Annotated in this window: 22 protein-coding genes; 8 read left to right on the top strand and 14 right to left on the bottom strand. The window is 73.4% G+C overall.

Features of this window, described 5'->3' with window-relative positions; all coding sequences use genetic code 11:
* Positions 1 to 80: 80 nt before the first annotated feature.
* The gene (locus CKO13_RS03785) at positions 81 to 1,511 is read left to right on the top strand and encodes a glutamate-cysteine ligase family protein (protein WP_200256946.1); all 1,431 of its coding nucleotides are present in this window, start codon (positions 81 to 83) and stop codon (positions 1,509 to 1,511) included.
* Between the two features lie 11 nt (positions 1,512 to 1,522).
* Positions 1,523 to 2,533 carry a M14 family metallopeptidase gene (locus CKO13_RS03780; protein WP_200256945.1) on the top strand — a complete coding sequence of 337 codons (1,011 nt, stop codon included), beginning with the start codon at positions 1,523 to 1,525 and terminating at the stop codon, positions 2,531 to 2,533.
* A 14-nt stretch (positions 2,534 to 2,547) separates the two neighbouring features.
* Here CKO13_RS03780 and lipB read toward each other — a convergent pair whose 3' ends face one another.
* From lipB to CKO13_RS03730, 10 genes are all read right to left on the bottom strand, one after another.
* Positions 2,548 to 3,180, bottom strand: coding sequence for a lipoyl(octanoyl) transferase LipB (gene lipB, locus CKO13_RS03775; protein WP_200256944.1), 633 nt, complete (start codon positions 3,178 to 3,180; stop codon positions 2,548 to 2,550).
* Between the two features lie 14 nt (positions 3,181 to 3,194).
* Positions 3,195 to 3,461, bottom strand: a complete 267-nt coding sequence (locus tag CKO13_RS03770; RefSeq protein WP_200256943.1) for a YbeD family protein — start codon at positions 3,459 to 3,461, stop codon at positions 3,195 to 3,197.
* Positions 3,458 to 4,336 carry a D-amino acid aminotransferase gene (locus tag CKO13_RS03765; RefSeq protein WP_200256941.1) on the bottom strand — a complete coding sequence of 293 codons (879 nt, stop codon included), beginning with the start codon at positions 4,334 to 4,336 and terminating at the stop codon, positions 3,458 to 3,460. The genes CKO13_RS03770 and CKO13_RS03765 overlap by 4 nt, the downstream gene beginning before the upstream one ends.
* Positions 4,337 to 4,341: 5 nt before the next feature.
* Positions 4,342 to 5,508: a D-alanyl-D-alanine carboxypeptidase family protein gene (locus tag CKO13_RS03760; RefSeq protein WP_338034572.1), complete on the bottom strand. Its 1,167-nt coding sequence runs from the start codon at positions 5,506 to 5,508 to the stop codon at positions 4,342 to 4,344.
* A 91-nt stretch (positions 5,509 to 5,599) separates the two neighbouring features.
* Entirely contained in the window at positions 5,600 to 6,430 is an 831-nt protein-coding gene (locus tag CKO13_RS03755; protein WP_200256937.1) for a septal ring lytic transglycosylase RlpA family protein, read from the bottom strand.
* 19 nt (positions 6,431 to 6,449) lie between these two features.
* Positions 6,450 to 7,580, bottom strand: a complete 1,131-nt coding sequence (gene rodA, locus CKO13_RS03750) for a rod shape-determining protein RodA (protein ID WP_200256935.1) — start codon at positions 7,578 to 7,580, stop codon at positions 6,450 to 6,452.
* A 9-nt stretch (positions 7,581 to 7,589) separates the two neighbouring features.
* Positions 7,590 to 9,506, bottom strand: coding sequence for a penicillin-binding protein 2 (gene mrdA, locus CKO13_RS03745; protein ID WP_338034571.1), 1,917 nt, complete (start codon positions 9,504 to 9,506; stop codon positions 7,590 to 7,592).
* A gap of 31 nt (positions 9,507 to 9,537) precedes the next feature.
* Entirely contained in the window at positions 9,538 to 10,029 is a 492-nt protein-coding gene (gene mreD, locus CKO13_RS03740; RefSeq protein WP_200256933.1) for a rod shape-determining protein MreD, read from the bottom strand.
* Positions 10,026 to 10,961 (bottom strand): rod shape-determining protein MreC, encoded by a 936-nt coding sequence (gene mreC / locus CKO13_RS03735; RefSeq protein ID WP_200256947.1) that lies wholly within the window; start codon positions 10,959 to 10,961, stop codon positions 10,026 to 10,028. Before mreC ends, mreD begins: the two co-directional genes overlap by 4 nt.
* A 123-nt stretch (positions 10,962 to 11,084) precedes the next feature.
* Positions 11,085 to 12,128 carry a rod shape-determining protein gene (locus CKO13_RS03730; protein WP_200256931.1) on the bottom strand — a complete coding sequence of 348 codons (1,044 nt, stop codon included), beginning with the start codon at positions 12,126 to 12,128 and terminating at the stop codon, positions 11,085 to 11,087.
* Between the two features lie 122 nt (positions 12,129 to 12,250).
* Between CKO13_RS03730 and gatC the strand changes: the two genes are divergently transcribed.
* Genes gatC through hslO form a run of 4 tightly spaced genes read left to right on the top strand, consistent with a single transcriptional unit; the run spans position 12,251 to position 16,363 of the window.
* A complete protein-coding gene (gene gatC / locus CKO13_RS03725) occupies positions 12,251 to 12,538 on the top strand; it encodes an Asp-tRNA(Asn)/Glu-tRNA(Gln) amidotransferase subunit GatC (protein ID WP_200256929.1) in 288 nt (95 codons plus the stop codon).
* Between the two features lie 16 nt (positions 12,539 to 12,554).
* Positions 12,555 to 14,009 carry an Asp-tRNA(Asn)/Glu-tRNA(Gln) amidotransferase subunit GatA gene (gene gatA, locus CKO13_RS03720; RefSeq protein ID WP_200256927.1) on the top strand — a complete coding sequence of 485 codons (1,455 nt, stop codon included), beginning with the start codon at positions 12,555 to 12,557 and terminating at the stop codon, positions 14,007 to 14,009.
* Positions 14,010 to 14,048: 39 nt separating this feature from the next.
* On the top strand, positions 14,049 to 15,488 hold the full coding sequence (gene gatB, locus CKO13_RS03715) for an Asp-tRNA(Asn)/Glu-tRNA(Gln) amidotransferase subunit GatB (protein WP_200256925.1): 1,440 nt from the start codon (positions 14,049 to 14,051) through the stop codon (positions 15,486 to 15,488).
* A complete protein-coding gene (gene hslO / locus CKO13_RS03710; RefSeq protein ID WP_200256924.1) occupies positions 15,485 to 16,363 on the top strand; it encodes an Hsp33 family molecular chaperone HslO in 879 nt (292 codons plus the stop codon). The genes gatB and hslO overlap by 4 nt, the downstream gene beginning before the upstream one ends.
* Positions 16,364 to 16,387: 24 nt before the next feature.
* Here hslO and CKO13_RS03705 read toward each other — a convergent pair whose 3' ends face one another.
* Both CKO13_RS03705 and prmB read right to left on the bottom strand, forming a co-directional pair.
* On the bottom strand, positions 16,388 to 17,134 hold the full coding sequence (locus CKO13_RS03705; protein ID WP_200256922.1) for a HesA/MoeB/ThiF family protein: 747 nt from the start codon (positions 17,132 to 17,134) through the stop codon (positions 16,388 to 16,390).
* Complete coding sequence (gene prmB, locus CKO13_RS03700) at positions 17,131 to 18,033, bottom strand: 50S ribosomal protein L3 N(5)-glutamine methyltransferase (protein WP_242467872.1); 903 nt, start codon at positions 18,031 to 18,033, stop codon at positions 17,131 to 17,133. The genes CKO13_RS03705 and prmB overlap by 4 nt, the downstream gene beginning before the upstream one ends.
* Before the next feature lie 70 nt (positions 18,034 to 18,103).
* Between prmB and CKO13_RS03695 the strand changes: the two genes are divergently transcribed.
* Entirely contained in the window at positions 18,104 to 18,775 is a 672-nt protein-coding gene (locus tag CKO13_RS03695) for an SCO family protein (RefSeq protein ID WP_200256918.1), read from the top strand.
* Positions 18,776 to 19,699: an archaetidylserine decarboxylase gene (gene asd, locus CKO13_RS03690; protein WP_200256916.1), complete on the top strand. Its 924-nt coding sequence runs from the start codon at positions 18,776 to 18,778 to the stop codon at positions 19,697 to 19,699.
* Positions 19,700 to 19,729: 30 nt separating this feature from the next.
* Here asd and CKO13_RS03685 read toward each other — a convergent pair whose 3' ends face one another.
* Together CKO13_RS03685 and CKO13_RS03680 are read right to left on the bottom strand one after the other, a co-directional pair.
* The gene (locus CKO13_RS03685) at positions 19,730 to 20,389 is read right to left on the bottom strand and encodes a class I SAM-dependent methyltransferase (RefSeq protein WP_200256914.1); all 660 of its coding nucleotides are present in this window, start codon (positions 20,387 to 20,389) and stop codon (positions 19,730 to 19,732) included.
* A 22-nt stretch (positions 20,390 to 20,411) separates the two neighbouring features.
* A complete protein-coding gene (locus CKO13_RS03680; RefSeq protein WP_200256913.1) occupies positions 20,412 to 21,683 on the bottom strand; it encodes an aspartate aminotransferase family protein in 1,272 nt (423 codons plus the stop codon).
* Positions 21,684 to 21,873 lie beyond the last annotated feature (190 nt).

Genomic DNA, 21,873 nt, shown 5'->3' with positions numbered 1-21,873 from the left:
CAGGCCCTGCGTGATACGCTTGCGCGGTGGCGGGGCGGCCTCTAGCGCCCCTCGCCAGGGCTGCTTCGGAGGGGGTTGCCGTGGGACAGGAGATCGGGCGGTCGCGGTTCAGCCGGGCGGACTTCCGCCGCTTCCGGCGCCGGCTCAAGGCGGAGACGGAGCTGCTGCGCGAGGCGCTGCGCGGCGGGGCGCTCGCCGACGACGGGCAGCGGATCGGCCTGGAGCTCGAGGCCTGGCTGGCCGGCGCCAACGGCGCCCCGGCGCCGGTGAGCGACCGGGTCCTCGCCCGGATCGAGGATCCGCGGGTGGAGAACGAGCTGGCGCTGTTCAACCTCGAGGTCAACACCGCGGCCTACCCGCTCGCCGGGGGCGCCCTCCGCGCCCTCGGCGAGGAGCTGCACGGCCGCTGGGCGCGGGTCGAGGCGGCGGCCGCCGCGGCGGGGGTGCGGCCGGCCCTGGTGGGGATCCTGCCGGCGGTCACGGAGGCGGACCTGTGCCTGGAGAACATGACGCCGTCGCCGCGCTACACCGCGCTCAACGAGCAGGTCCTGGCGCTGCGCGGGCGCGAGCCGCTGAGCCTGGCGATCGAGGGGGCCGAGTCGCTGCACGGCCAGCGCTCCGACGTCATGCTCGAGGCGGCGGCGACCTCGCTGCAGCTGCACCTGCAGGTGCCGCCGCGGCGGGCGGCGGACTACTTCAACGCCGCCATCGCCCTGTCCGCCGCCACCGTGGCGGTGGCCGCCAACGCCCCGCTGCTCTTCGGCCGCCGGCTCTGGGCGGAGAGCCGCATCCCGCTGTTCGAGCAGGCGGTGGCGGTGACCCCCCTCGAGCCCGAGGGGGCGGGGGCGCTGGCCCGCGTGGGCTTCGGCAGCGGCTACGCCCGCGACGGCCTCTACGGCTTCTTCGTGGAGAATCGCCAGCACCACCCGGTGCTCCTGCCCATCCTCTTCGATACGCCTCCCGAGGAGCTGGCCCACCTGCGGCTGCACAACGGGACCATCTGGCGCTGGAACCGCCCGCTCGTGGAGCGCCTCGAGGGGCGCTACCACCTGCGCCTCGAGCACCGGGTCATGGCGGCCGGCCCCACGGTGGCGGATGTGCTCGCCAACGCCGCCTTCTTCTACGGCGCGGCGGCGGAGCTCGCCGAGTCGCGGCCGCCGGTGGTCGAGCGCCTGCCGTTCCACGTCGCCGAGCACAACTTCTACCAGGCCGCCCGCTACGGCCTGGACGCCGAGGTGGAGTGGTTCGACGGCTGGTACGGGCGCCTCGGCGAGCTCATCCTCGAGCGGCTCTACCCGGCGGCGCGGCGCGGGCTGCTGCGCGCCGGGGTGCCGGAGGCCGAGGCGGCCGCCTACCTGCCCATCATCGAGCAGCGGGTGGCCAGCGGGCAGACCGGCAGCGCCTGGCAGCTGGCCTGGCAGGCGCGCTACGGCCGCGACTGCCGGGCGCTGACCCGCGCCTACATCGACCGTGCGGCCAGCGGTGAGCCGGTCCACCGCTGGCCCCTGTGACCGGCGGAGCCATGCTGAAGACCTACCACCGACTCCCCGAGGGGCTCCTGGAGGCCCGGCCCGAGGCGCTGGAAGGGCTGCTCGGCGGGCCGAGCCTCATCGAGCTGCCCGGCCGCCGGGAGCCGCCGCTGTTCGTCAGCGTCCTGCTCCACGGCAACGAGACCACCGGCCTGGAGGCCGTCCAGCGGGTCCTCGCCGCCTACGGCGAGCGGGGGCTGCCGCGCGGGCTGATGCTGTTCATCGGCAATGTCCAGGCCGCCCGCACGGGGGCGCGGCGCCTCCCCGGCCAGCCCGACTACAACCGCATCTGGCCCGGCGGGGAGGGACCCGACTCGCCGGAGCGGCGCATGGCCGCCGAGGTGGTGGCCCGCGCCCGGGCGCGGGGATGCTTCGCGAGCATCGACGTCCACAACAACACCGGGCGCAACCCCCACTACGGCTGCGTGAACCGCCTCGAGGGGCCCTACCTGCAGCTCGCGGCGCTGTTCTCGCGCACGGTGGTCTACTTCACGCGCCCCCGCGGGGTCCAGTCCCTGGCCATGGCGCGGCTCTGCCCGGCGACGACCCTCGAGTGCGGCCAGCCGGGCAGCCCCGGCGCCGCCGAGCACGCCGCCGAGCTGATCACCAGCGCCCTGCAGCTGGCGCAGTGGCCCGCCCGGATCCCCCGGGACGTGGAGGTCTACCGGACCCTGGCGGCGGTGCGCATCCCCGAGCGCTACCGCTTCGGCTTCGGCGCCGGCGCCGGCGACGTCGACCTGCACCTGGTCCCCGAGCTGGAGGGCTACAACTTCCGGGAGCTGCCCGAGGGGACGGTGCTCGCCTACGCCGGCGCCCAGGCCGGCCTCCTCCTCTCGGCCGAGGACAACGAGGGGCGCGAGGCGGCCGCCGAGTTCTTCGTGCGCGACGGCGACGCCATCCGGCTGCGCCGCGCGGCGATGCCGGCGATGCTCGCCGCCGACGAGGCGGCGATCCGCCAGGACGTGCTCTGCTACCTCATGGAGCGCATCCCGGTCCACGGCTGAGGGGGGCAGGGCGGCTAGCGGCGGGCGGCGGCGACGGCCTCGAGGAGGTGGACGGCCAGCTCGGCCTCGAGGCGCTCGAGCGGCGCCGCCACCCCCTGGTCGCGCATCCGCGTGGTGGCCAGCCCGGCGTAGCCGCAGGGGTTGATGCGCCGGAAGGGCTCGAGGTCGTTGCTGACGTTCAGCGCCAGGCCGTGGTAGGAGCAGCCGTTGCGGATGCGGATCCCCAGGGCGGCGATCTTGGCGCCGTTGACGTAGACGCCCGGGGCGCCCTCCCGCCGGTGGGAGGCGACGCCGTGAGCGGCGAGCAGGGAGATGGCCGCCTGCTCGAGGGCCTCGACCAGGGTGCGCACCCCGAGGCCCCAGCGGCGCAGGTCGAGCAGGGGGTAGGCGACGATCTGCCCGGGGCCGTGCCAGGTGACCTGCCCGCCGCGGTCGGTGGCGACCACCGGCGTCTCGCCGGGGTCGAGGAGGTGCTCGCGGCGGCCGGCCTGGCCGAGGGTGTAGACCGGGGGGTGGCGGACGATCCAGAGCTCGTCGGCGCTCGCCGCGTCGCGCTCGAGGGTGAGCCGGCGCATCGCCGCCCAGGTCGGCTCGTAGGGCTGCTCGCCGAGGTAGCGGGTGCGGATGGCCTGCAGCGGGTCGAGCACGGCGCGGCCCGCGCCTAGAGGGTGACCATGACCGTGCTGTCCTCGTGGAGCGCCTGGTAGAGCCCCTCGAGCTGCTCGCGGCTGTGCGCCTCCACGGTCACGGTCACCGAGACGTAGCGGCCGTTGCGGCTGCCCGTGCTCCGCGTGTCGAGCACCCGGGCGTGGCGCCCGGCGATGCGCTCGACCCGCTCGGGCAGGTCGGCGGCGGCGTGCCCCATGGCCTTGACCCCGATCCGGCAGGGGAACTCCAGCGGGGTGTTCTCGGCGTTGAACTCGCTCATCGCATCCCCCCGGTGGCGCTGGCGGCCTCGACCTCGGCGCGCAGCGCATCGAACCAGCCGCGCATGGCGGCGAAGGCCTCGCCCGGGCGGCCGTCGCCGACCGGCCGGCCGTCGAGGGAGACGACGGGGAGGACCTCCTTGCTCGAGCTCGACAGCCAGATCTCCTGGGCCTCGGCCAGCTCCTCGACGGCGATCGGCCGGCGCTGGTACGCCAGCCCGTGGCGCTCGGCGAGCTCGAGGATCACCTCCCGCGTCACCCCGGGCAGCAGCCCCTCGTGGAGCCGCGGCGTGGCCAGCACCCCGTCGCGGACGGTGAAGACCGTGCTCGCCGCGCCCTCGGTCACGAGCCCGTCACGGTGGAGTATGGCCTCGTAGGCGCCCGCGTCAACGGCCTGCTGGCGCAGCAGCACGTTGGGCAGCAGGGAGACGGCCTTGATATCGCAGCGGCTCCAGCGCGGGTCCTCGGCGGTGACGGCGGCCACGCCCCGGGCGTAGGCCCCCCGCGGGGGCAGCGCGGAGGCCATGGCGAAGACCGTCGGCTGCGTCTGCGCCGGGAACTCGTGGCTGCGCTGGCCCGGGCTGCCCCGGGTGACCTGGATGTAGACGGCGAGGTCCCCGCCGCCGTTGGCGCGGCAGAGGCGCTCGAGGAGCGCGCCCCACTCGGCGTCGCTGAGCGGGCTCGGGATGCGGACGGCCTCGAGCGAGCGGCGCAGGCGCCGGAGGTGGTCGGCGAGCCGGAACGGCACCCCGGCGTAGACCGGCAGGAGCTCGTAGACCCCGTCGCCGAAGAGGAAGCCGCGGTCGAGGGGCGAGATGCGCGCCTGCTCGAGCGGGAGCATCTCGCCGTTGAGGTAGCAGGTGCTCGGCTGTCCCATCGCGGCTACTGGAAGCGCAGGAGGATCTTGTCGATCATCTGCCCCCACAGCCCGCCCTTCTCGGCCTCGGACTGCGAGACCAGGGGGGCCTCGTGGATGGTGGTGTCGGCGAGCTCGACCCGGAGCCGGCCGAGGGGCTCGCCGGCGCCGATCGGGGCGATCACCGGCCCGTCGACGCTCATCGAGGCGGAGAGGTTGTCGTACTCCCGCCGCGGGATCGTGACGTAGATGTCGTGGGGGACGCCGAGGGAGATCGACTCCTGGGCCCCCTGCCAGAGCTTGGTCTCGGTGAGCGCCTCATCGGCGGTGTAGAGGCGGTGGGTCTCGAAGAAGCGGAAGCCGTAGTTGAGCAGCTGGTGGCTCTGCCGGATCCGGGCCTGGGCGCTGTCGGCGCCGAGGACCACGGAGATCAGGCGCATGCCGTCGCGCTTGGCCGAGGTGGTCAGGTTGTAGCCGGCGTTGCTGGTGTAGCCGGTCTTCAGCCCGTCCACGCTGGAGTCCCGCCAGAGCAGCTTGTTGCGGTTGTGCTGGGTGATCCCGGCGTAGGTGAAGGCGCGCTGGGAGTACCAGTCGTAGTACTCGGGGAACTCCTCGATGATCGCCTTGGCGAGGCGGGCCGTGTCGAGGGCCGTGGTCCGCAGCTCGCTGTCGGGCATGCCGGTGGCGTTGGTGTAGTGGGTGTTCTCCATGCCGAGGCGCTCGGCGTGCTGGTTCATCAGCTGGGCGAAGGTCCGCTCGTCGCCGGCGACGTACTCGGCGAGGGCGACGGAGGCGTCGTTGCCCGACTGGACGATCATCCCCTGGAGCAGCTTCTCGACGCTGACCTGGTCGCCGACCTCCACGAACATCCGCGAGCCCTCGGCGCGCCACGCCTTCTCGCTGATGGTGACCTGGTCGTCGAGGCTGATGTTGCCGGCGCTGAGCTCGCGGAAGACGACGTAGGCGGTCATCAGCTTGGTCAGGCTCGCCGGCGGGTGCGAGGTCTTGGGATTGCCCTGGGCGAGGATATCGCCGCTGTGCAGGTCGACGAGCACGTAGTTCGGCGCGGCGATCGCCGGCGGCGACGGCACCGGCGTCGACTCGACGATCGGCTCCCCCCAGCGCGCCTGCGCGGCGGCGGGCGCCGCGAGGAGGCCGAGGAGCAGGGCGAGGACCAGCGTGCGCAGAGTCAACGAGTTTTTCATGGCTTGGCCTGGGGATTGGGACTGCGGGTCACGGAAATCGGTCGACCATTATACGGGGTTTGCATCGCCGGGGCGCGGCTCAGGGGGCGACGAGGAAGCTCTCGATGCCGAGCGCGCGGAGCCGCTCGCGGAGCCGATCCGCCTCGGCGAGGTCCTCCAGGGGGCCGAGGCGGACCCGGTGGAGGGTCTCGGCCTCGCGCTCGAAGGGCTCGATGGAGACCGGGGCGCCGAGCCCGCGCGCCTGGGAGCGGACCCGCTCGGCGTTGTCGCGCTGGCTGAAGGCGCCGGCCTGCAGGTAGAGCGGCAGCGGCTCGACGGCCTCGGGGCCCGGGGCCGCGGCGGCGGTGCCGGCCTGGGCCGCTGAGCTCGAGGGGGCCGCGGCGGGCTGCCCCTCGGCGGCGGAGGGGGTGCTGGTCTCGACGACCCGCAGGCGGACCGGCGCGGTCCCCCGCACGGTGATCCCGAGCCGGTCGGCGGCGGCGTAGGAGAGGTCGATGATGCGCTCCTCGGGGTCGACGAAGGGCCCGCGGTCGTTGACCTTGACCACGGCCTGGCGGCCGTTGTCGAGGTTGGTGACCTCGACCCAGGTGGGCAGCGGCAGCTCCCGGTGGGCGGCGGTCATCGCGTACATGTTGTAGGGGGTGCCGCTCGAGGTGCGCCGGCCGTGGAACTTCTTGCCGTACCAGGAGGCGAGCCCCTTCTGGGTGAACCCCTCGGCGGAGTCCATGACGTGGTAGGTCCGCCCGAGGGCCTCGTAGGAGTCGGGGTTGCCGTAGCGGCTGCGCGGGGCGTCGCGGGGGACCGCGTCCGGCGTCCCGGCGACCTCCTCGGCGGGGCGCTCCGGGGCGTCGGAGACGCAGCCGGTGAGCAGGGCGGCGAGGACGGCGAGGAGGCGCGGGGCTGACGGCATGGCTTGCGGCGCGCGGGGCTCAGGGCCAAAGGCGGCGGTGCGTGTGGGCTGCCATGATCATACCGAAGGCCGCCATGATGGTCACCAGCGACGAGCCGCCGAAGCTGACCAGCGGCAGCGGCAGCCCCACGACCGGCAGCAGGCCGCTGACCATGCCGGCGTTGACGAGCACGTAGGTGAAGAAGGTCAGCGTGAGGGCCCCGGCGACCAGGCGCGGGAAGTTCTCCTGGGCCGAGCCGGCGATGTAGAGGCCGCGGCCGACGATGATCAGGTAGACCGTCAGCAGCTGCGCCACGCCCACCAGGCCGAACTCCTCGGCGACCACGGCGAGGACGAAGTCGGTATGGCGCTCCGGGATGAACTCCAGGTGGGCCTGGGTGCCGTTGAGCCAGCCCTTGCCGAAGAGCCCGCCGGAGCCGATGGCGATCTGCGACTGGATGATGTGGTAGCCGGCGCCGAGGGGGTCGCTCTCGGGGTTCAGGAAGGTCATGACCCGCTCGCGCTGGTAGTCGTGCATGGCGAAGAACCACAGCAGGGGGGCTCCCGCCCCCAGGGCCGTGAGCCCGCCGAGGATCCAGCCCCGGCCGATACCGGCGAGGAAGAGGACGAAGAGCCCCGAGGCGGCGACGAGGACCGCCGTCCCCAGGTCCGGCTGCAGGGCGATGAGCAGGGTGGGGGCGGCGATCAGCGCCAGGGCGAGCAGGACCCGCGAGGGGCGCGGGGGCACGTCGTGCTCGCTGAGCAGCCGGGCGACCATCAGGGGGAGGGCGAGCTTCATGAGCTCCGAGGGCTGGAAGTGGACCGGCCCGAGCTCGATCCAGCGCTGCGCCCCCTGGTTGACGATCCCCTTGGCCATGACGAGCAGCAGCAGGGCGATGCCGAGCGAGAAGATCCAGAGGCTCCAGCGCTGGAGCGTCCGCGGCGGGATCTGGGCGCAGACGAGCAGGGCGGCGAAGCCGACGGAGGCGCGGATGATCTGCTGCTGGGTCTGCCCCCAGTCCTGCCCGAAGGCGCTGTAGAGGACCGCCACCCCGAAGGCGGCCACCGCCAGCAGGGCCGTGAGCAGGAGGCCGTCGAGGTGGAGCCGGGACTGGAGGAAGGAGAGGCGGACCCCGACCCCCTGGGCGTTGGGTAGCGCTGACTTGCTCATAGGCGGGCCCTATCCGCTCGAGGCCTCCCGGCCGCCCTCGGCGCGGCGGCGCCGGGCCTCCAGCGCCTGGAGGTAGCTGCGGTCGTCGCGCAGCCAGGCGTCGAAGACGCTCCGGGCGATCGGCGCCGCCTTGGCGCCCCCGCTGCCGCCGTGCTCGACGACGACCGCCACGGCGATCTCCGGCTCGTCGGCCGGGGCGAAGCCGATGAACAGGGCGTGGTCGCGCAGCCGCCGGGGGCGCTCCTCGGGCTGGTCATCGCGGTGCTCGGCCAGGCCCGTGATCTGGGCGGTCCCCGTCTTGGCGGCGATGGTGTAGTCCAGCCCCTCGGCGATGCGGTGGGCGGTGCCGCTGGGGTCCTCCACCGCCCGGCGCATGGCGTCGACCGTGACCTCCCAGTGCCGGGGGTCGTCGAGCTCGATGCGCTGCTGCGGCACCGTCGCCGCGGCGCGGGACTCGCTGCCGTCGATGCTGTCCCGGATGGTGCGGACCAGCTGCGGCTGCACGACCCGCCCCCGGTTGGCGAGGGTCGCCGTCGCCTTGGCCAGCTGCAGGGGGGTCGCGCTGAAGTAGCCGAGCCCGATCCCGGTGAGCACGGTCTCGCCGTGGTACCAGCCCTCGCCGATGGCCCGGCGCTTCCATGCCCGCGAGGGTAGCACGCCGCTGCGCTCGCCGAGCAGCTCGAGGCCCGTCTCGGCGCCGAAGCCGAAGGGCTCGAGGAATCCGGAGATCCGGTCGATCCCCATGCGGAAGGCCGTATCGTAGAAGTAGACGTTGCACGACTCGGCGATGGCGCGGCGGTAGTCGACCTCGCCGTGGCCCCAGCGGCGCCAGCACCGGTAGGGGCGGTCGCGCCCCTCGAGGTGGTACTCGCCGTCGCACTCGACGGTGGCGCGCGGCGTGACGACGCCGTGCTCGAGGGCGCCGAGGCCGATGAAGGGCTTGATGGTCGAGGCGGGGGGGTAGACCCCCTGGACGGCGCGGTTGAACAGCGGCTGCTGGCCCTGCTCGGCGAGCTTGGCGAAGCGCTCCGTGGTCATGCCCTCGATGAAGAGCTCGGGGTTGTAGTCGGGGTGGCTGACCATGGCGAGGATCTCGCCGCTGCCCGGCTGCAGGGCCACGAGCGCCCCCGCCTGCTCGCCGAGGGCGCGCTCGGCGACCCGCTGCAGGCCGCTGTCGAGGGTCAGGATGAGGTCGTCGCCCGGCCGCGGCGCCTGGCGCTCCATGGTGCGGATGACCCGGCCGAGGGCGTTGGTCTCGACCCGCTTGAAGCCGGGCTCGCCGTGGAGGACCTCCTCGTAGGCGAGCTCGATGCCGCTCTTGCCGATGTAGTCCGTCCCCCGGTACGCCGCCGCGTCGATGCGGCGCAGGTCCTGCTCGTTGATGCGGCCGACGTGGCCGAGGGCGTGGGCGGCGATCTCCCCCTGCGGGTAGTGGCGCACGAGCCGGGCCTGGACCTCGAGGCTGGGGAAGCGGTGGCGGTTGACGGCGACCTCGGCGACCTCCCGCTGCGTCAGGTGGGTGCGCAGCGGCACCTCCTCGAAGTGCCGCGCGGTCTCGAGCCGCTGGCGGAAGCGCCGGCGCTGCGCCTCGGTGAGCTCGACGATCCCGTCGATGCGGTTCAGGGTGCGCGCCACCCCCTCGAGGCGCTCCGGCGTGATGACCAGCTGGTAGGAGGGCTGGTTCTCGGCGAGGAGCGTGCCGTTACGGTCGTAGATCAGGCCGCGGGTAGGGGGGATCGGCTCGACCTTGACGCGGTTCTCCTGGGAGAGCGTGGCGTAGTGGTGGTGCTCGACGACCTGGAGCCGGATCATCTGCGCGAGCAGCACCACGGCGGCGAGGGCGCAGAGGGCGCCGGCGATGGCCAGCCGCCGCTGGGTACAGCCCTTGGCCCGGTGGTGTTCGCGCAGCTGAGCGTTTCGAGACACGGGTTGATCCCCTAGGGGCGCCGGGGCCGCATTACTGGACCTGGAAGCGGCGCCGCAGGCCGCGCATGCTGTAGAAGATCAGCGGCCAGAGCGCCGCGCCGATGAAGCTCGCGGCCCAGGCCTGCCAGGGCGGGGCGGGCCGGCCGATGACGCCGTTGACCCAGAAGACCACGAGCTGCGCCGTCAGCAGCAGCGCGAGGACGGCCAGGGCCTGCTGCCAGGCGGGGACGGGGCGGATCTGCTGGTGGAAGCGCAGGATCAGGAAGGCGATCAGGGCGAAGGCGAGGGCGTGCTGGCCGAGCAGGGTCCCGTGGAGGAAGTCCTGGGTGAGCCCGATGAGCCAGCCGACGCTCACCCCTACCCGGGTCGGCAGGGCGAGGCTCCAGTAGAGGAGGATCAGGGCGGCCCACTCCGGGCGCAGCGGCTCGGCGGCCGTCGGCAGCGGCACGATGCTCAGGGTCAGGGCGGCCAGGACGCTCGCGAGGATGATCCCCCCGCCGCTGGGCGGCGCCTGCTCGTTCACGGTGCACCTCCCTCTCCCTCGCCGCGCGGCGGCTCGGCTGGCCCCGGCGCGGGCGCTGCTGCGCCGCTGCCCTCGGCGCCCCGGCGCTCGCCCTCCGGGGGCTCGCGCAGCCGCTCGGTGCTCACCAGCATGAGCTTGCGGCTGCGGTTGAGCTCCGCCGTGGGCCTGGCCAGCACCTCGGCGAAGGGCTGGCTCGGCTCGGTGGCCACCGAGGTGACCCGGGCGACGGGGTAGCCCCGGGGGAAGGTGCCCCCGAGCCCCGAGGTGGTCAGCAGGTCCCCCTCGCGGATGTCGGCGTTCTTGGGGACGTGGGCGAGCTCGAGGCGCCGGAGGCTGCCGTTGCCGATGGCGATGCTGCGCAGCCCGTTGCGGTCGACCTCCACGGGGATCGCGTGGCTCGGGTCGGAGATGAGCCGTACCGTCGCCGAGAGCGGCCCGACCTGGTCGACCTGCCCGGTGACGCCGCTGGCGTCGAGCACCGGCTGCCCGGTGAAGACCCCCTGGTGGCTGCCGTGCTCGATCTCCACCAGGTGGGTGTGGGGGTCGAGGTCGACGCGCATGATCTCGGTGATAGTGACCTCGGTCTCCAGCTCCTGGGAAGAGCCGAGCAGCCCCCGCAGCCGCTCGACCTCGGTCTGGAGGGTCTCGAGCCGCTGCAGCTGGGCGCGCTGCTCGAGCTGGCGCTCCCGCAGGCGGCGGTTTTCCTCGAGGAGCTGCTGGCGGCTCGTGAACCACCCGGCGAGGGCGTCGACGGCCTCGAGGGGCAGGTCCACGGCCTGCTGCAGGGGGTAGACGACGCTGGAGGCCGCCCGGTGGAGGGGCTCGAGTACGCCCTCGCGGTGGTCGAGCGTCATGAGCAGTATGGAGGCCACGGCGAGCAGCAGGAGCCGGGTCGTGGTCGAGGGGCCGTTGAGGAATAGCGGCTTCTTAATGGTCCCTGCACCTCGATTGTGTTCGGGAACCGCCGGCTACAGTCTATCGGGTGTCCCCCGGCCTCCTCCAGCTGGCGGAGGTGGCATCGGGAGCGGTGGAGGCGGTGCGCGGGGGTGGGGCGCTCACTCGCTGACGAACAGGTCCGCCCCGCGCTCGTCCATCAGCTCCAGGGCCCGGCCGCCGCCGCGGGCGACGCAGGTCAGCGGCTCCTCGGCGACGACCACGGGCATGCCGGTCTCCTCCATGATCAGCCGGTCGAGGTTGCGCAGCAGGGCGCCGCCGCCGGTGAGCACGATCCCCCGCTCGGCGACGTCGGCGCCGAGCTCCGGCGGGGTCTGCTCCAGGGCGATCTTGACGGCCGAGACGATGCCCGAGAGCGGCTCCTGCAGCGCCTCGAGGATCTCGTTGGAGTTGATCGTGAAGCTGCGCGGCACGCCCTGGGCGAGGTTGCGGCCGCGGACCTCGATCTCGCGCACCTCGGTGTCCGGGAAGGCCGTGCCGATCTCCTGCTTGATGCGCTCGGCGGTGGACTCGCCGATGAGGATGCCGTAGTTGCGCCGGATGTAGTTGGTGATGGCCTCGTCGAAGCGGTCGCCGCCGAGGCGCACCGAGGAGGAGTAGACGATGCCGTTGAGCGAGAGCACGGCCACCTCGGAGGTGCCGCCGCCGACGTCGAGGACCATCGAGCCGTTGGCCTCGTCGACCGGCATGTCGGCGCCGATGGCCGCGGCCATGGGCTCCTCGATGAGGTGGACCTCGCGCGCCCCGGCGCCGGCGGCCGACTCGCGGATGGCGCGGCGCTCGACCTGGGTCGAGCCGCACGGCACGCAGACCAGCACCCGCGGGCTCGGCTTGAAAAAGCGCGCCTCGTGGACTTTCTTGATGAAGTGCTGGAGCATCTTCTCGGTGACCGTGAAGTCGGCGATCACGCCGTCCTTCAGCGGGCGGATGGCGCGGATCGTCCCCGGCGTGCGGCCGAGCATCCGCTTGGCCTCGGCGCCGACCGAGGCGATGCGCTTGCTGCCGCCGTCCCGGTCCTGCTGGATGGCCACCACCGACGGCTCGCTGAGCACGATCCCCTCGCCGCGCAGGTAGATGAGGGTATTCGCGGTCCCGAGGTCGATGGACAGATCGTTGGAGAACAGTCCGCGGATGCCCTTGAACATGCCGGCGCCCCGTCACGGTAGAAAGTCGCTCAATCTAGCAGTGTCCCGGGGTTTGGGCAAGCAAAGGGGTATGGTACTTTTCGGGCTTGCCGCTGCACCGCCGAGAGGGAGGTTCCTGGTCTATGGCGATCGAGACCGCTGATGTCGAGGGCATCGCCCACCTGGCCCGTATCGAGATCGACGAGCAGGCCCGGGCCGGCTATGCTCGTGATCTCTCCGGGATCCTGTCGTTCGTCGAGCAGATGAACGCCGTGGATACCAGCGAGGTCGAGCCCATGGCCCACCCGCTGGACGCCACGCAGCGGCTGCGCCCCGACGAGGCCACCGAGCCCGACCGGCGCGATCGCTACCAAGCGGGCGCCCCGGCGGTGGAGGCCGGCCTCTACCTGGTCCCGCGCGTTGTCGAATAACGGAAGCCGAACATCCATGCACCACAAGACCGTCGCCGAGGCGTCCGCGGCCCTGCGGGCCGGGGAGGTCTCCAGCCGTGAGCTGACCGACGCCCTGCTCGGGCGCATCGAGCAGCTCGACCCGCAGCTCAACAGCCTGATCACCGTCACCGCCGAGCAGGCCCGCGCGGCGGCCGACGCCGCCGACGAGCGGCTCAGCGCCGGCCAGGGCGGCCCCCTGACCGGCGTGCCCCTGATCCACAAGGACATCTTCTGCACCGAGGGGGTGGCGACCACCTGCGGCTCGCGCATGCTCGCGCCGTTCCAGGCGCCCTACAGCGCCACGGTGGTCGAGCGCCTCGGCGCCGCCGGGGCGGTGATGCTCGGCAAGGCGAACATGGACGAGTTCGCCATGGGCTCGTCCAACGAGACCAGCTACTTCGGGCCGGTGCGCAACCCCTGGGACCTCGAGGCGGTGCCCGGCGGCTCCTCCGGCGGTTCCGCCGCGGCGGTGGCCGCCCGCCTGGCGCCGGCGGCCACCGGCACCGACACCGGCGGCTCGATCCGCCAGCCGGCGGCGCTCTCCGGCGTCTGCGGGCTCAAGCCGACCTACGGCCGGGTCTCGCGCTACGGCATGGTGGCCTTCGCCTCCAGCCTCGACCAGGCCGGCCCCTTCGCCCGCACGGCCGAGGACCTCGCCCTGCTGCTCGGCGCCATGGCCGGCTTCGACGAGCGCGACTCGACGAGCGTCGAGCACGTGGTCCCCGACTACACCGACGGGCTGAGCCGCTCCATCAAGGGGCTGCGCATCGGCGTGCCGCCGGAGTTCTTCGGCGAGGGGCTCGACGCCGACGTGCGCTCGCGGGTCAACGCCGCCCTCGAGGTCCTCGAGGGCGAGGGCGCCGAGCTCGTCGAGGTCGCCCTGCCGAACATGGAGCTGGCCCTGCCGGCCTACTACGTCATCGCCCCCGCGGAGGCCTCCTCCAACCTGGCCCGCTACGACGGGGTGCGCTTCGGCCACCGCTGCGCGGAGCCGCAGAGCCTCGAGGACCTCTACAAGCGCAGCCGCGCCGAGGGCTTCGGCGACGAGGTCAAGCGGCGCATCCTGGTCGGCACCTACGCCCTGTCCGCGGGCTACTACGACGCCTACTACCGCAAGGCGCAGCAGATCCGGCGCCTGGTGGCCGACGACTTCCGCCGGGCCCTCGAGGAGGTCGACGTGATCGCCGGCCCCACCGCGCCGACGCCGGCGTTCAACCTGGGCGAGCGCTCCGACGACCCGGTCCAGATGTACCTCTCCGACATCTACACCCTGGCCGTGAACCTCGCCGGGCTGCCGGGGCTGTCCGTGCCGGCCGGCCTCTCCCGCGGCCGCCCGGTGGGGCTGCAGCTGATCGGCGGCTACTTCGAGGAGGCGCGGCTGCTCAACGTGGCGCACAAGTACCAGCAGGTGACCGACTGGCACAAGCAGGTGCCGGAAGGGTTCGAGTAAACGCGGAACGCGCAGCAAGCCTACGGAGCGACCCCGCCCATGAACTGGGAAACGGTTATCGGGCTGGAGATCCACACCCAGCTCGCGACGCAAAGCAAGATCTTCTCCGGCGCCCCGACCGCCTACGGCGCCGAGCCGAACACCCAGGCGTGCCCGGTGGACCTCGGGCTGCCCGGCGTGCTCCCGGTGCTCAACCGCGAGGCCGTGCGCATGGCGGTGAAGTTCGGCCTGGCGGTGGAGGCCCGCATCGCGCCGCGCTCGGAGTTCGCGCGCAAGAACTACTTCTACCAGGACCTGCCCAAGGGCTACCAGATCTCGCAGTACGACTGGCCGCTGGTCGAGGGCGGCCACCTGGATATCGACCTCGAGGACGGCTCGCGCAAGCGCATCGGCATCACCCGGGCCCACCTCGAGGAGGACGCCGGCAAGTCGCTGCACGAGGACTTCCACGGCATGACCGGCGTCGACCTCAATCGCGCCGGCACGCCGCTGATGGAGATCGTCTCCGAGCCGGACCTGCGCTCGCCGGCGGAGGCGGCCGCCTACATGAAGAAGCTCCACGCCCTGGTGCGCTACCTCGAGATCTGCGACGGCAACATGCAGGAGGGCTCCTTCCGCTGCGACGCCAACGTCTCCGTGCGCCCGGCGGGCAGCGAGGCGTTCGGCACCCGCACCGAGCTCAAGAACCTCAACTCCTTCCGCTTCGTCGAGCGCGCCCTGGCCTACGAGGTCGAGCGCCAGATCGACCTCCTCGAGTCCGGCGGCCAGGTGGTCCAGGAGACCCGCCTCTACGACGTCGACCAGGGCGTGACGCGCACCATGCGCACCAAGGAGGAGGCGGACGACTACCGCTACTTCCCCGAGCCGGACCTGCTGCCGGTGGAGATCGGCGCGGACTTCGTCGCCGACGTCCGCGAGACCCTGCCGGAGCTGCCCGACGAGAAGCGCCGCCGCTTCATCGAGGAGTACGGGCTGCCCGCCTACGACGCCGGCGTGCTCACCGCCACCCGCGAGCTGGCGGAGTTCTACGAGTCGGCGGTGACCGAGTCCGGCGGCTACGCCAAGCGCACGGCCAACTGGATCATGAGCGAGTTCCTCGCCTACCTGAACAAGGACAGCCTCGAGCTCGCCGACAGCCCGGTGACCCCCGAGATGCTCGGCACGCTGATCGCGCGCATCGAGGACGAGACCGTCTCCGGGCGCGTGGCCAAGGACGTCTTCGAGGCGATGTGGTCCGGCGAGGGCGGCCCCGACGAGGTCATCGAGCGCAAGGGGCTCAAGCAGGTCACCGACACGGCGGCCATCGAGGCGATGGTCGACGAGGCCATCGCCAACAACCCCCAGCAGCTCGAGCAGTACCGGGCCGGCAAGGAGAAGCTCTTCGGCTTCTTCGTCGGCCAGGTGATGAAGGCCTCCGGGGGCAAGGCCAACCCGCAGCTGGTCAACGAGCTGCTCAAGCGCAAGCTGGACGAGTCGTGACCGACGCCAGCCAACGCTTCCTCTTCGACGACGCCGACGTCCGCGGCGAGGTGGTGCGCCTCGACTCGGTGGTGGCGGAGGCCGTCGCCGGCCACGCCTACCCGCCGGCGATCGCCCGGCTGCTCGGCCAGGCCCTGGCCGCCACGGCGCTGCTGCGCGCCACCATCCGCCTCGACGGGGTGCTGACCCTGCAGGTCCAGGGCGAGGAGGACGCCCCGGTCTCCCTGCTCATCGTCCACGCCGAGGCCGACGGGGCCCTGCGCGGGACGGTGAGCTACCGCGACGTCCCCGACGGGGAGCCGGGGCTGGCCCGGCTGTGCGGCCACGGCCGCCTGGCGATCACCATCGAGCCCGAGGAGGGGGAGCGCTACCAGGGGATCGTCGGCATCGACGAGGCCGGCCTCGCCGCGACCCTCGAGGCCTACTTCGAGCGCTCCGAGCAGCTGCCGACCCACGTCCACCTCGCCAGCGACGGCGAGCGGGCCGGGGGGATGCTCCTCCAGCGCCTGCCGGCCAGCGGCCGCGGCGGCGAGGACCCGGACGCCTGGGAGCGGGTCGGCCACCTCGCGGCCACCCTGGAGGCGGCGGAGCTGCTCGAGCGCTCCGCCACGGAGATCCTCCACCGGCTCTTCCACCAGGAGGCGGTGCGGGTCTTCGAGCCCTGGGCGCTGCGCTTCGAGTGCCGCTGCTCGGCGGAGCGGATCGCCGCGATCCTGCGCGGGCTCGGCCGCGAGGAGGTCGAGCAGGTGCTCGCCGAGCAGGGCGTGGTGGAGGTGCGCTGCGAGTTCTGCGGGGCGCTCTACCGCTACGACCGCGTGGATGTCGAGCACGCCCTCGCCGGCGGGGCGGCGCCGGGCAGCGCCCAGTACCACTGACGGGCCGCCCCCCGGCAGTCCCGGCTAGGCGGCCCCGCCGCACACCGGGCAGGCCGGGTCGGCGGGGATCTCCAGGGTCCGGGTGCGCATGCCGAGGGTGTCCATGACCAGCAGGCGGCCGTAGAGCGGCCGTCCGGCCCCCGTGAGGACCTTGATCGCCTCCAGCGCCTGGAGGCTGCCCCCCACGCCCGGCAGGGGGCCGACGACGCCCGTCTCGCTGCAGCGCTCGCCGCCCTCCGCCTCCTCCTCGCTGAACAGGCAGCGGTAGCACGGCCGGCCGCCGCCGGCGAAGACGCTGAGCTGCAGCTCCCAGCGGATCACCGCGGCGCTGACCAGGGGGCGGCCGGCGGCGGCGCAGGCGGCGTTGACGGCGAAGCGCGTGGCGAAGTTGTCCGAGCCGTCCACGACCACGTCGGCCTGGCGCACCCGCTCGGCCAGCGCCGCCCCCTCGAGCCGGGCGGCGAGGGGCTCGATGTGGATGCCGGGGTTGCGGCGGGCGACCGCCTCGGCCGCGGAGCGGGCCTTCTCCCGGCCGAGGTCGGCGTCGGTGTGGGCGATCTGGCGCTGGAGGTTGGAGCGCTCCACGCGGTCGCCGTCGGCGAGCAGCAGCCGGCCGGCGCCGGCGGCGCCGAGGTAGAGCGCCGCCGCCGAGCCCAGGCCGCCGGCGCCGATGATCAGCGCCGTGCTCGCCGCCAGCCGCTGCTGGCCCGCGGCGTCGATCTCCGGGAGCAGGATCTGGCGGCTGTAGCGCAGCAGCTCGTCGTCGTTCATGCCGGTCGCCTCCCGTGGGTGATCCGCTCGAGCCCGGCGAGGTCGGTCCGCGTGCCGACCCCCTCCAGCCCCGCCGCGGCGAGGAGCCCGCGCACCGCCTCGCCCTGGGCGGCGCCGTGCTCGACGGCGAGCAGCCCGCCCGGGGCGAGGTAGCGGGGGGCGCCGCGCAGGATGCGGCGGACCACCGCCAGCCCGTCCTCGCCTGCGGCGAGGGCGGAGCGCGGCTCGTGGCGGTACTCCGGCGGCAGCTCGGCCATGGCCGCGGCGTCGACGTAGGGCGGGTTGCTGACGATCAGCTGGTAGCCCCGCTCCGGGAGCCCGTCGAAGACGTCGGCCTGCACCAGGGCGACCCGGTCCTCGAGGCCGTGGCGCTCGACGTTGTAGGCGGCGACCTCGAGGGCCTCGGGGTCGGTGTCCGTGGCGTCGACCCGCGCGCCGGGGAAGGCGTAGGCGCAGGCGATGGCGATGCACCCGGAGCCGGTGCCGAGCTCGAGGACGTCGCTGACCTGATCGGGATCGAGCCACGGGGCGAAGCCGCGCTCGATCCACTCCGCCAGCGGCGAGCGCGGCACCAGGACGCGCCGGTCGACGTAGATCGGCAGGCCGGCGAAGTGCGTCTCGTGGGTGAGGTACGGCAGCGGCAGCCGCTCCTCGATCCGGCGGTGGACCACCGCCATGAAGGCCTCGCGCTCGCCGCGCGTCAGCCGGGCGCCCCAGTAGAGATCGGGCAGCTCCGCCGGCAGGTGCAGGGTGTGCAGCGCCAGGGCGGCGGCCTCGTCCACGGCGTTGTCCGTGCCGTGGCCGAAGACGAGGCCGGCCTCGTTGAAGCGGCTCGCCGCGTAGCGGACGAGATCGCGCAGGGTCTCCAGGCCCTCGGGCGCTCGGTCGGTGGGCTCCAAGGTGCTTCCTCCCTCAGCTGGACAGAGTCCGTTAAGATGATACCTTTTCGGACGCCTTGAGGCCTCACGCATGGCACTAGGCAACGCCAAGCTCCTGCGCTGGGCACTCCTCGCCGTGGCCGCCGTGCTGGCCGCCCTGAGCGGGCTGTGGCTCGTCGTCTCGCAGGTCAGCAGCCCGCAGGGCGCCCCCGACGTCGAGGCCACCTACCTCGAGGGGGGCCGGCCCATCGCCGACTTCCAGCTCCGCGATCACCGCGGCGGCGCCTTCACGCCGCAGCGGCTCCAGGGGCGCTGGACCCTGCTGACGTTCGGCCACACGCGCAGCCCGGAGGCCACCCCGGAGACCCTGGGCCTGCTCGCGGTCACCTACCGGATCCTGGCGGAGGCGGAGGTGGCCGACGGCCTCCAGGTGGCCATGGTCACCGTCAACCCGGGCGAGGACAGCGCCCGGCGGCTCGCCTCCTACCTCCCCGAGTTCCACCCCGATTTCGTCGGGGTCACCGGCGAGGCGGCGCAGATCCGGCGCCTCGCCCGGAGCATGGGCATCCGCTACAGCGAGCCGGGCACGGAGGCGCGGCCGATCCAGGTACAGCCCGCGCGGGTCATCGCGCTCCTCGATCCACGCGGCCAGCTGCTGGCGCTCTTCACCCCGCCGCACCACCCCGAGCTCCTCGCCCGGGACGTGCAGCGCATCCGCGCCCACGCGCGCGGCGGCTGGCTCCACTCCCTCGGAGGTCGTTAGATGTCGGCACCCCACCGCTCCCCCTTGAGCCACGCCGAGCCGCCGCCCACCCGCGGCGACCGGATCCGGGCGGCGCTCCACCGGGCGCTGCCCACGCAGGCGCTCACCTGGGCAGTCCGCCCGATCGCCCACAGCCGCCGCCCGTGGCTCAAGAACCGGCTCAACACCCTCTTCGCGCGCCGCTACGGGCTCGAGCTCGGCGAGGCCGAGGCCACCTCGCCGACGGCCTACCCCTCGCTCAACGCCCTCTTCACCCGCGCCCTGCGCCCGGGGGCGCGCCCCCTGCCGAAGGACCCCAACACCCTCGCCGGCCCCTGCGACGGCACCATCAGCGCGATCGGGGATCTCGACGGCGACGGCCTCCTCCAGGCCAAGGGGGTGACGTACTCGGCCACGGAGCTGCTCGCCGGGCTTCACGGCGATGAGTTCCGCGACGGGGCGTACCTCACCACCTACCTCGCCCCGCAGGACTATCACCGCATCCACGCCCCCCTGAACGCCCGGCTGGTCGCCAGCCGCCACGTGCCGGGGCGGCTGCTCACGGTGGGGGCGTCGACGGTGCGCGCCGTGCCGCGGCTCTACCTGCGCAACGAGCGGCTGGTCACCCTCTGGCAGACGGCCGTCGGGCCGATGGCCATCGTCCTCGTCGGGGCGACCAACGTCGGCACCATCGAGACGACGTGGGAGGGCCCCACCGGCAATCCGCCGGGCATCGAGCGCCAGTACGGCCGCGACGGCCCCTACCTGCTGCGCGGCGACGAGCTCGGGCGCTTCAACCTCGGCTCGACCGTGGTCCTGCTCCTGCCGCGCGACGCCCTCGTCTGGTCGCCGCTGCTGCGCCCGGGCCGGCGGATCCGCACGGGCGAGCCCCTCGGCGCCCTGCGCGCCACGGGCGACGCCCTCAAGGCCCTCCCCCAGGCCTAGCCGGGCAGCGGGGGAGGCGGCGGCGTCCTCCTAGGCCGCCGCCCGCCCCTCGCCGTCGCCCGCGGCGCCGGCGCCGTTGCGGTAGTGGACGAGCTTCCAGTAGCCGAAGAGGTGGGAGGGGCGGACCGCCACCTGCTCGAAGTCCGGCAGCTCCGGCAGGTCGCTGAGCTCCATGTCCGGGCGGAAGCCGAGCAGCTTGGACAGCGGCTGCAGCGCCTGCTCCATGCGCCGGAGCACCGGGTTCTGCGAGGCGAAGTGGTTGATGATCAGCACGTCCCCGCCCGGCCGGCAGACCCGCTGCAGCTCCTCGAGCAGGCGCTGCGGGTTGGGCACCACCGAGGCGACGTACATCGCCACCACCACGTCGAAGCTGTCGTCGGGGAACTCGAGGGCCTCGGCGTCCATCTCGTAGAGCCCCTCGACGTAGTCGAGCCCCTGCTCGTCGACGCGCTTGCGGGCGATCTTGAGCATATCCGGGCTGACGTCGACCCCCACCACGGAGCCGACGTCGCGGCGGTACTCGGGCAGCGAGATGCCCGTGCCGACGCCGACCTCCAGGACCCGCCTGCCGGGCTCGGCGTTGAGGTACCCCATGGCCAGCTTGCGCCCCGGGGCGAAGATCGGGCCGAAGAATTGGTCGTAGAAGCCCGCGTAGCGCCGGTAGGCGCTGCGAATCGACGACAGGTCCATAAGAACGCTCTCCTTTTGCTCTTCAGGCGGTGGCCCGCAACGCCTCGGCGAAGGCGTCCACCGCCCGCTCGATTTCCGCACTCGTCACGATCAGCGGCGGCAGCCAGCGGACGATCTGCCCGTAGGGGCCGCAGCGGATCATCAGCACCTGCCGCGCCTCCATCTCCTGGAGCACCCGGGCGGCGCGGTCGCCGTCGGGGCGGCCCTGGGCGTCGACCAGCTCGGCGCCGTGCATCAGCCCCCGGCCCTGGACGGCCGCCAGCGCCGGCTCCTCCTGCGCCAGGGCGTCGAGCCGGCGGCGCAGGAGCGCCCCCTGCTCGCGGGCGTTCTCCACCAGCCCCTCCTCGTCGATGACCTCGAGGGTCGCCAGGGCCGCGGCGCAGGAGACGGCGTTGCCGCCGTAGGTGCCGCCCTGGGAGCTCGGCCAGCCGCGGCCCATCAGCGCCTCGGAGGCCCCGAAGGCCGACAGCGGGAAGCCGCTGGCCAGCCCCTTGGCCGTGATGACGAGATCCGGCTGCACGCCGAAGTGCTCGTGGGCCCAGAAGGCGCCGCTGCGCCCGTAGCCGCACTGGACCTCATCGGCGATGAGCAGGATCCCGTGGCGGTCCGCCCGCTCGCGGAGCCCCTGCAGGAAGGTCCGGCCGGCCGGGATGTAGCCGGCCTCGCCCTGGATGGGCTCGACGAAGAAGGCCGCCGCCTCCGCCGGCATCGTCTGCGTCGCCAGGATGTGGTCGAGCTCGCGCAGGCAGAACGCCGCCGTCTCCTCCTCGTCCCAGCCGTAGCGCCGCGCGTTGGGGAAGGGGGCGACCACGACCCCGCCCATCATGGGCTGGACCCCGGCGCGCAACCCCACGCTCGAGGAGGTCATCGACAGCGACCCCATCGTACGGCCGTGGAAGCCGCCTTGGAAGACGATGATATTCGGCCGGCCGGTGGCCTGCCGCGCCAGGCGCAGCGCCGCCTCGCACGCCTCGGTCCCGGCGTTGGAGAAGAAGATCCGGTCGATCGGCCCCGGCATCCGCTCGCTGAGGCGCTCGGCGAGCTGGAGCAGGGGGTCGTGGCGGACGATGGCGTACTGGCCGTGGATCAGGGTCGCGGCCTGGCGCTGCGCCGCCTCGACGACCTTGGGGTGGCAGTGGCCGGTGGCGGTGACGCCGATCCCCGAGGTGAAGTCGAGGTAGCGGCGGCCATCGGCGCCGATGAGGTAGGCGCCCTCGCCGCGCTCGGCGACGACGCCGCTGGACTGCTTGAGCAGGGGCGAGAGGTGCCCGGGGGCGGCGGGAGATGCGGTCATTTTCTTCCATCCTGCGTCGGATTGGCGGACAGAGCGGCCGGAAGGCCATCGGTGGGGGGCTCCCCCACAGTTTAGTGACCGGCAGGCCGGTAGGCCTAGCGCCGCCGTCCCCGCCCGGCGCGGCGGGCCGGGGCTCAGCCGCCGCCCAGCCGGGCCGCCACGGCGCGGCCGACCTCGGAGCAGCGCCGGC

The sequence above is a fragment of the Halorhodospira neutriphila genome, from assembly GCF_016584055.1.
Classification (GTDB): Bacteria; Pseudomonadota; Gammaproteobacteria; order Nitrococcales; family Halorhodospiraceae; genus Halorhodospira; species Halorhodospira neutriphila.
The sequence above is the reverse complement of the archived record's forward strand: the minus strand, read 5'-3'. Positions and strand labels throughout refer to the sequence as shown.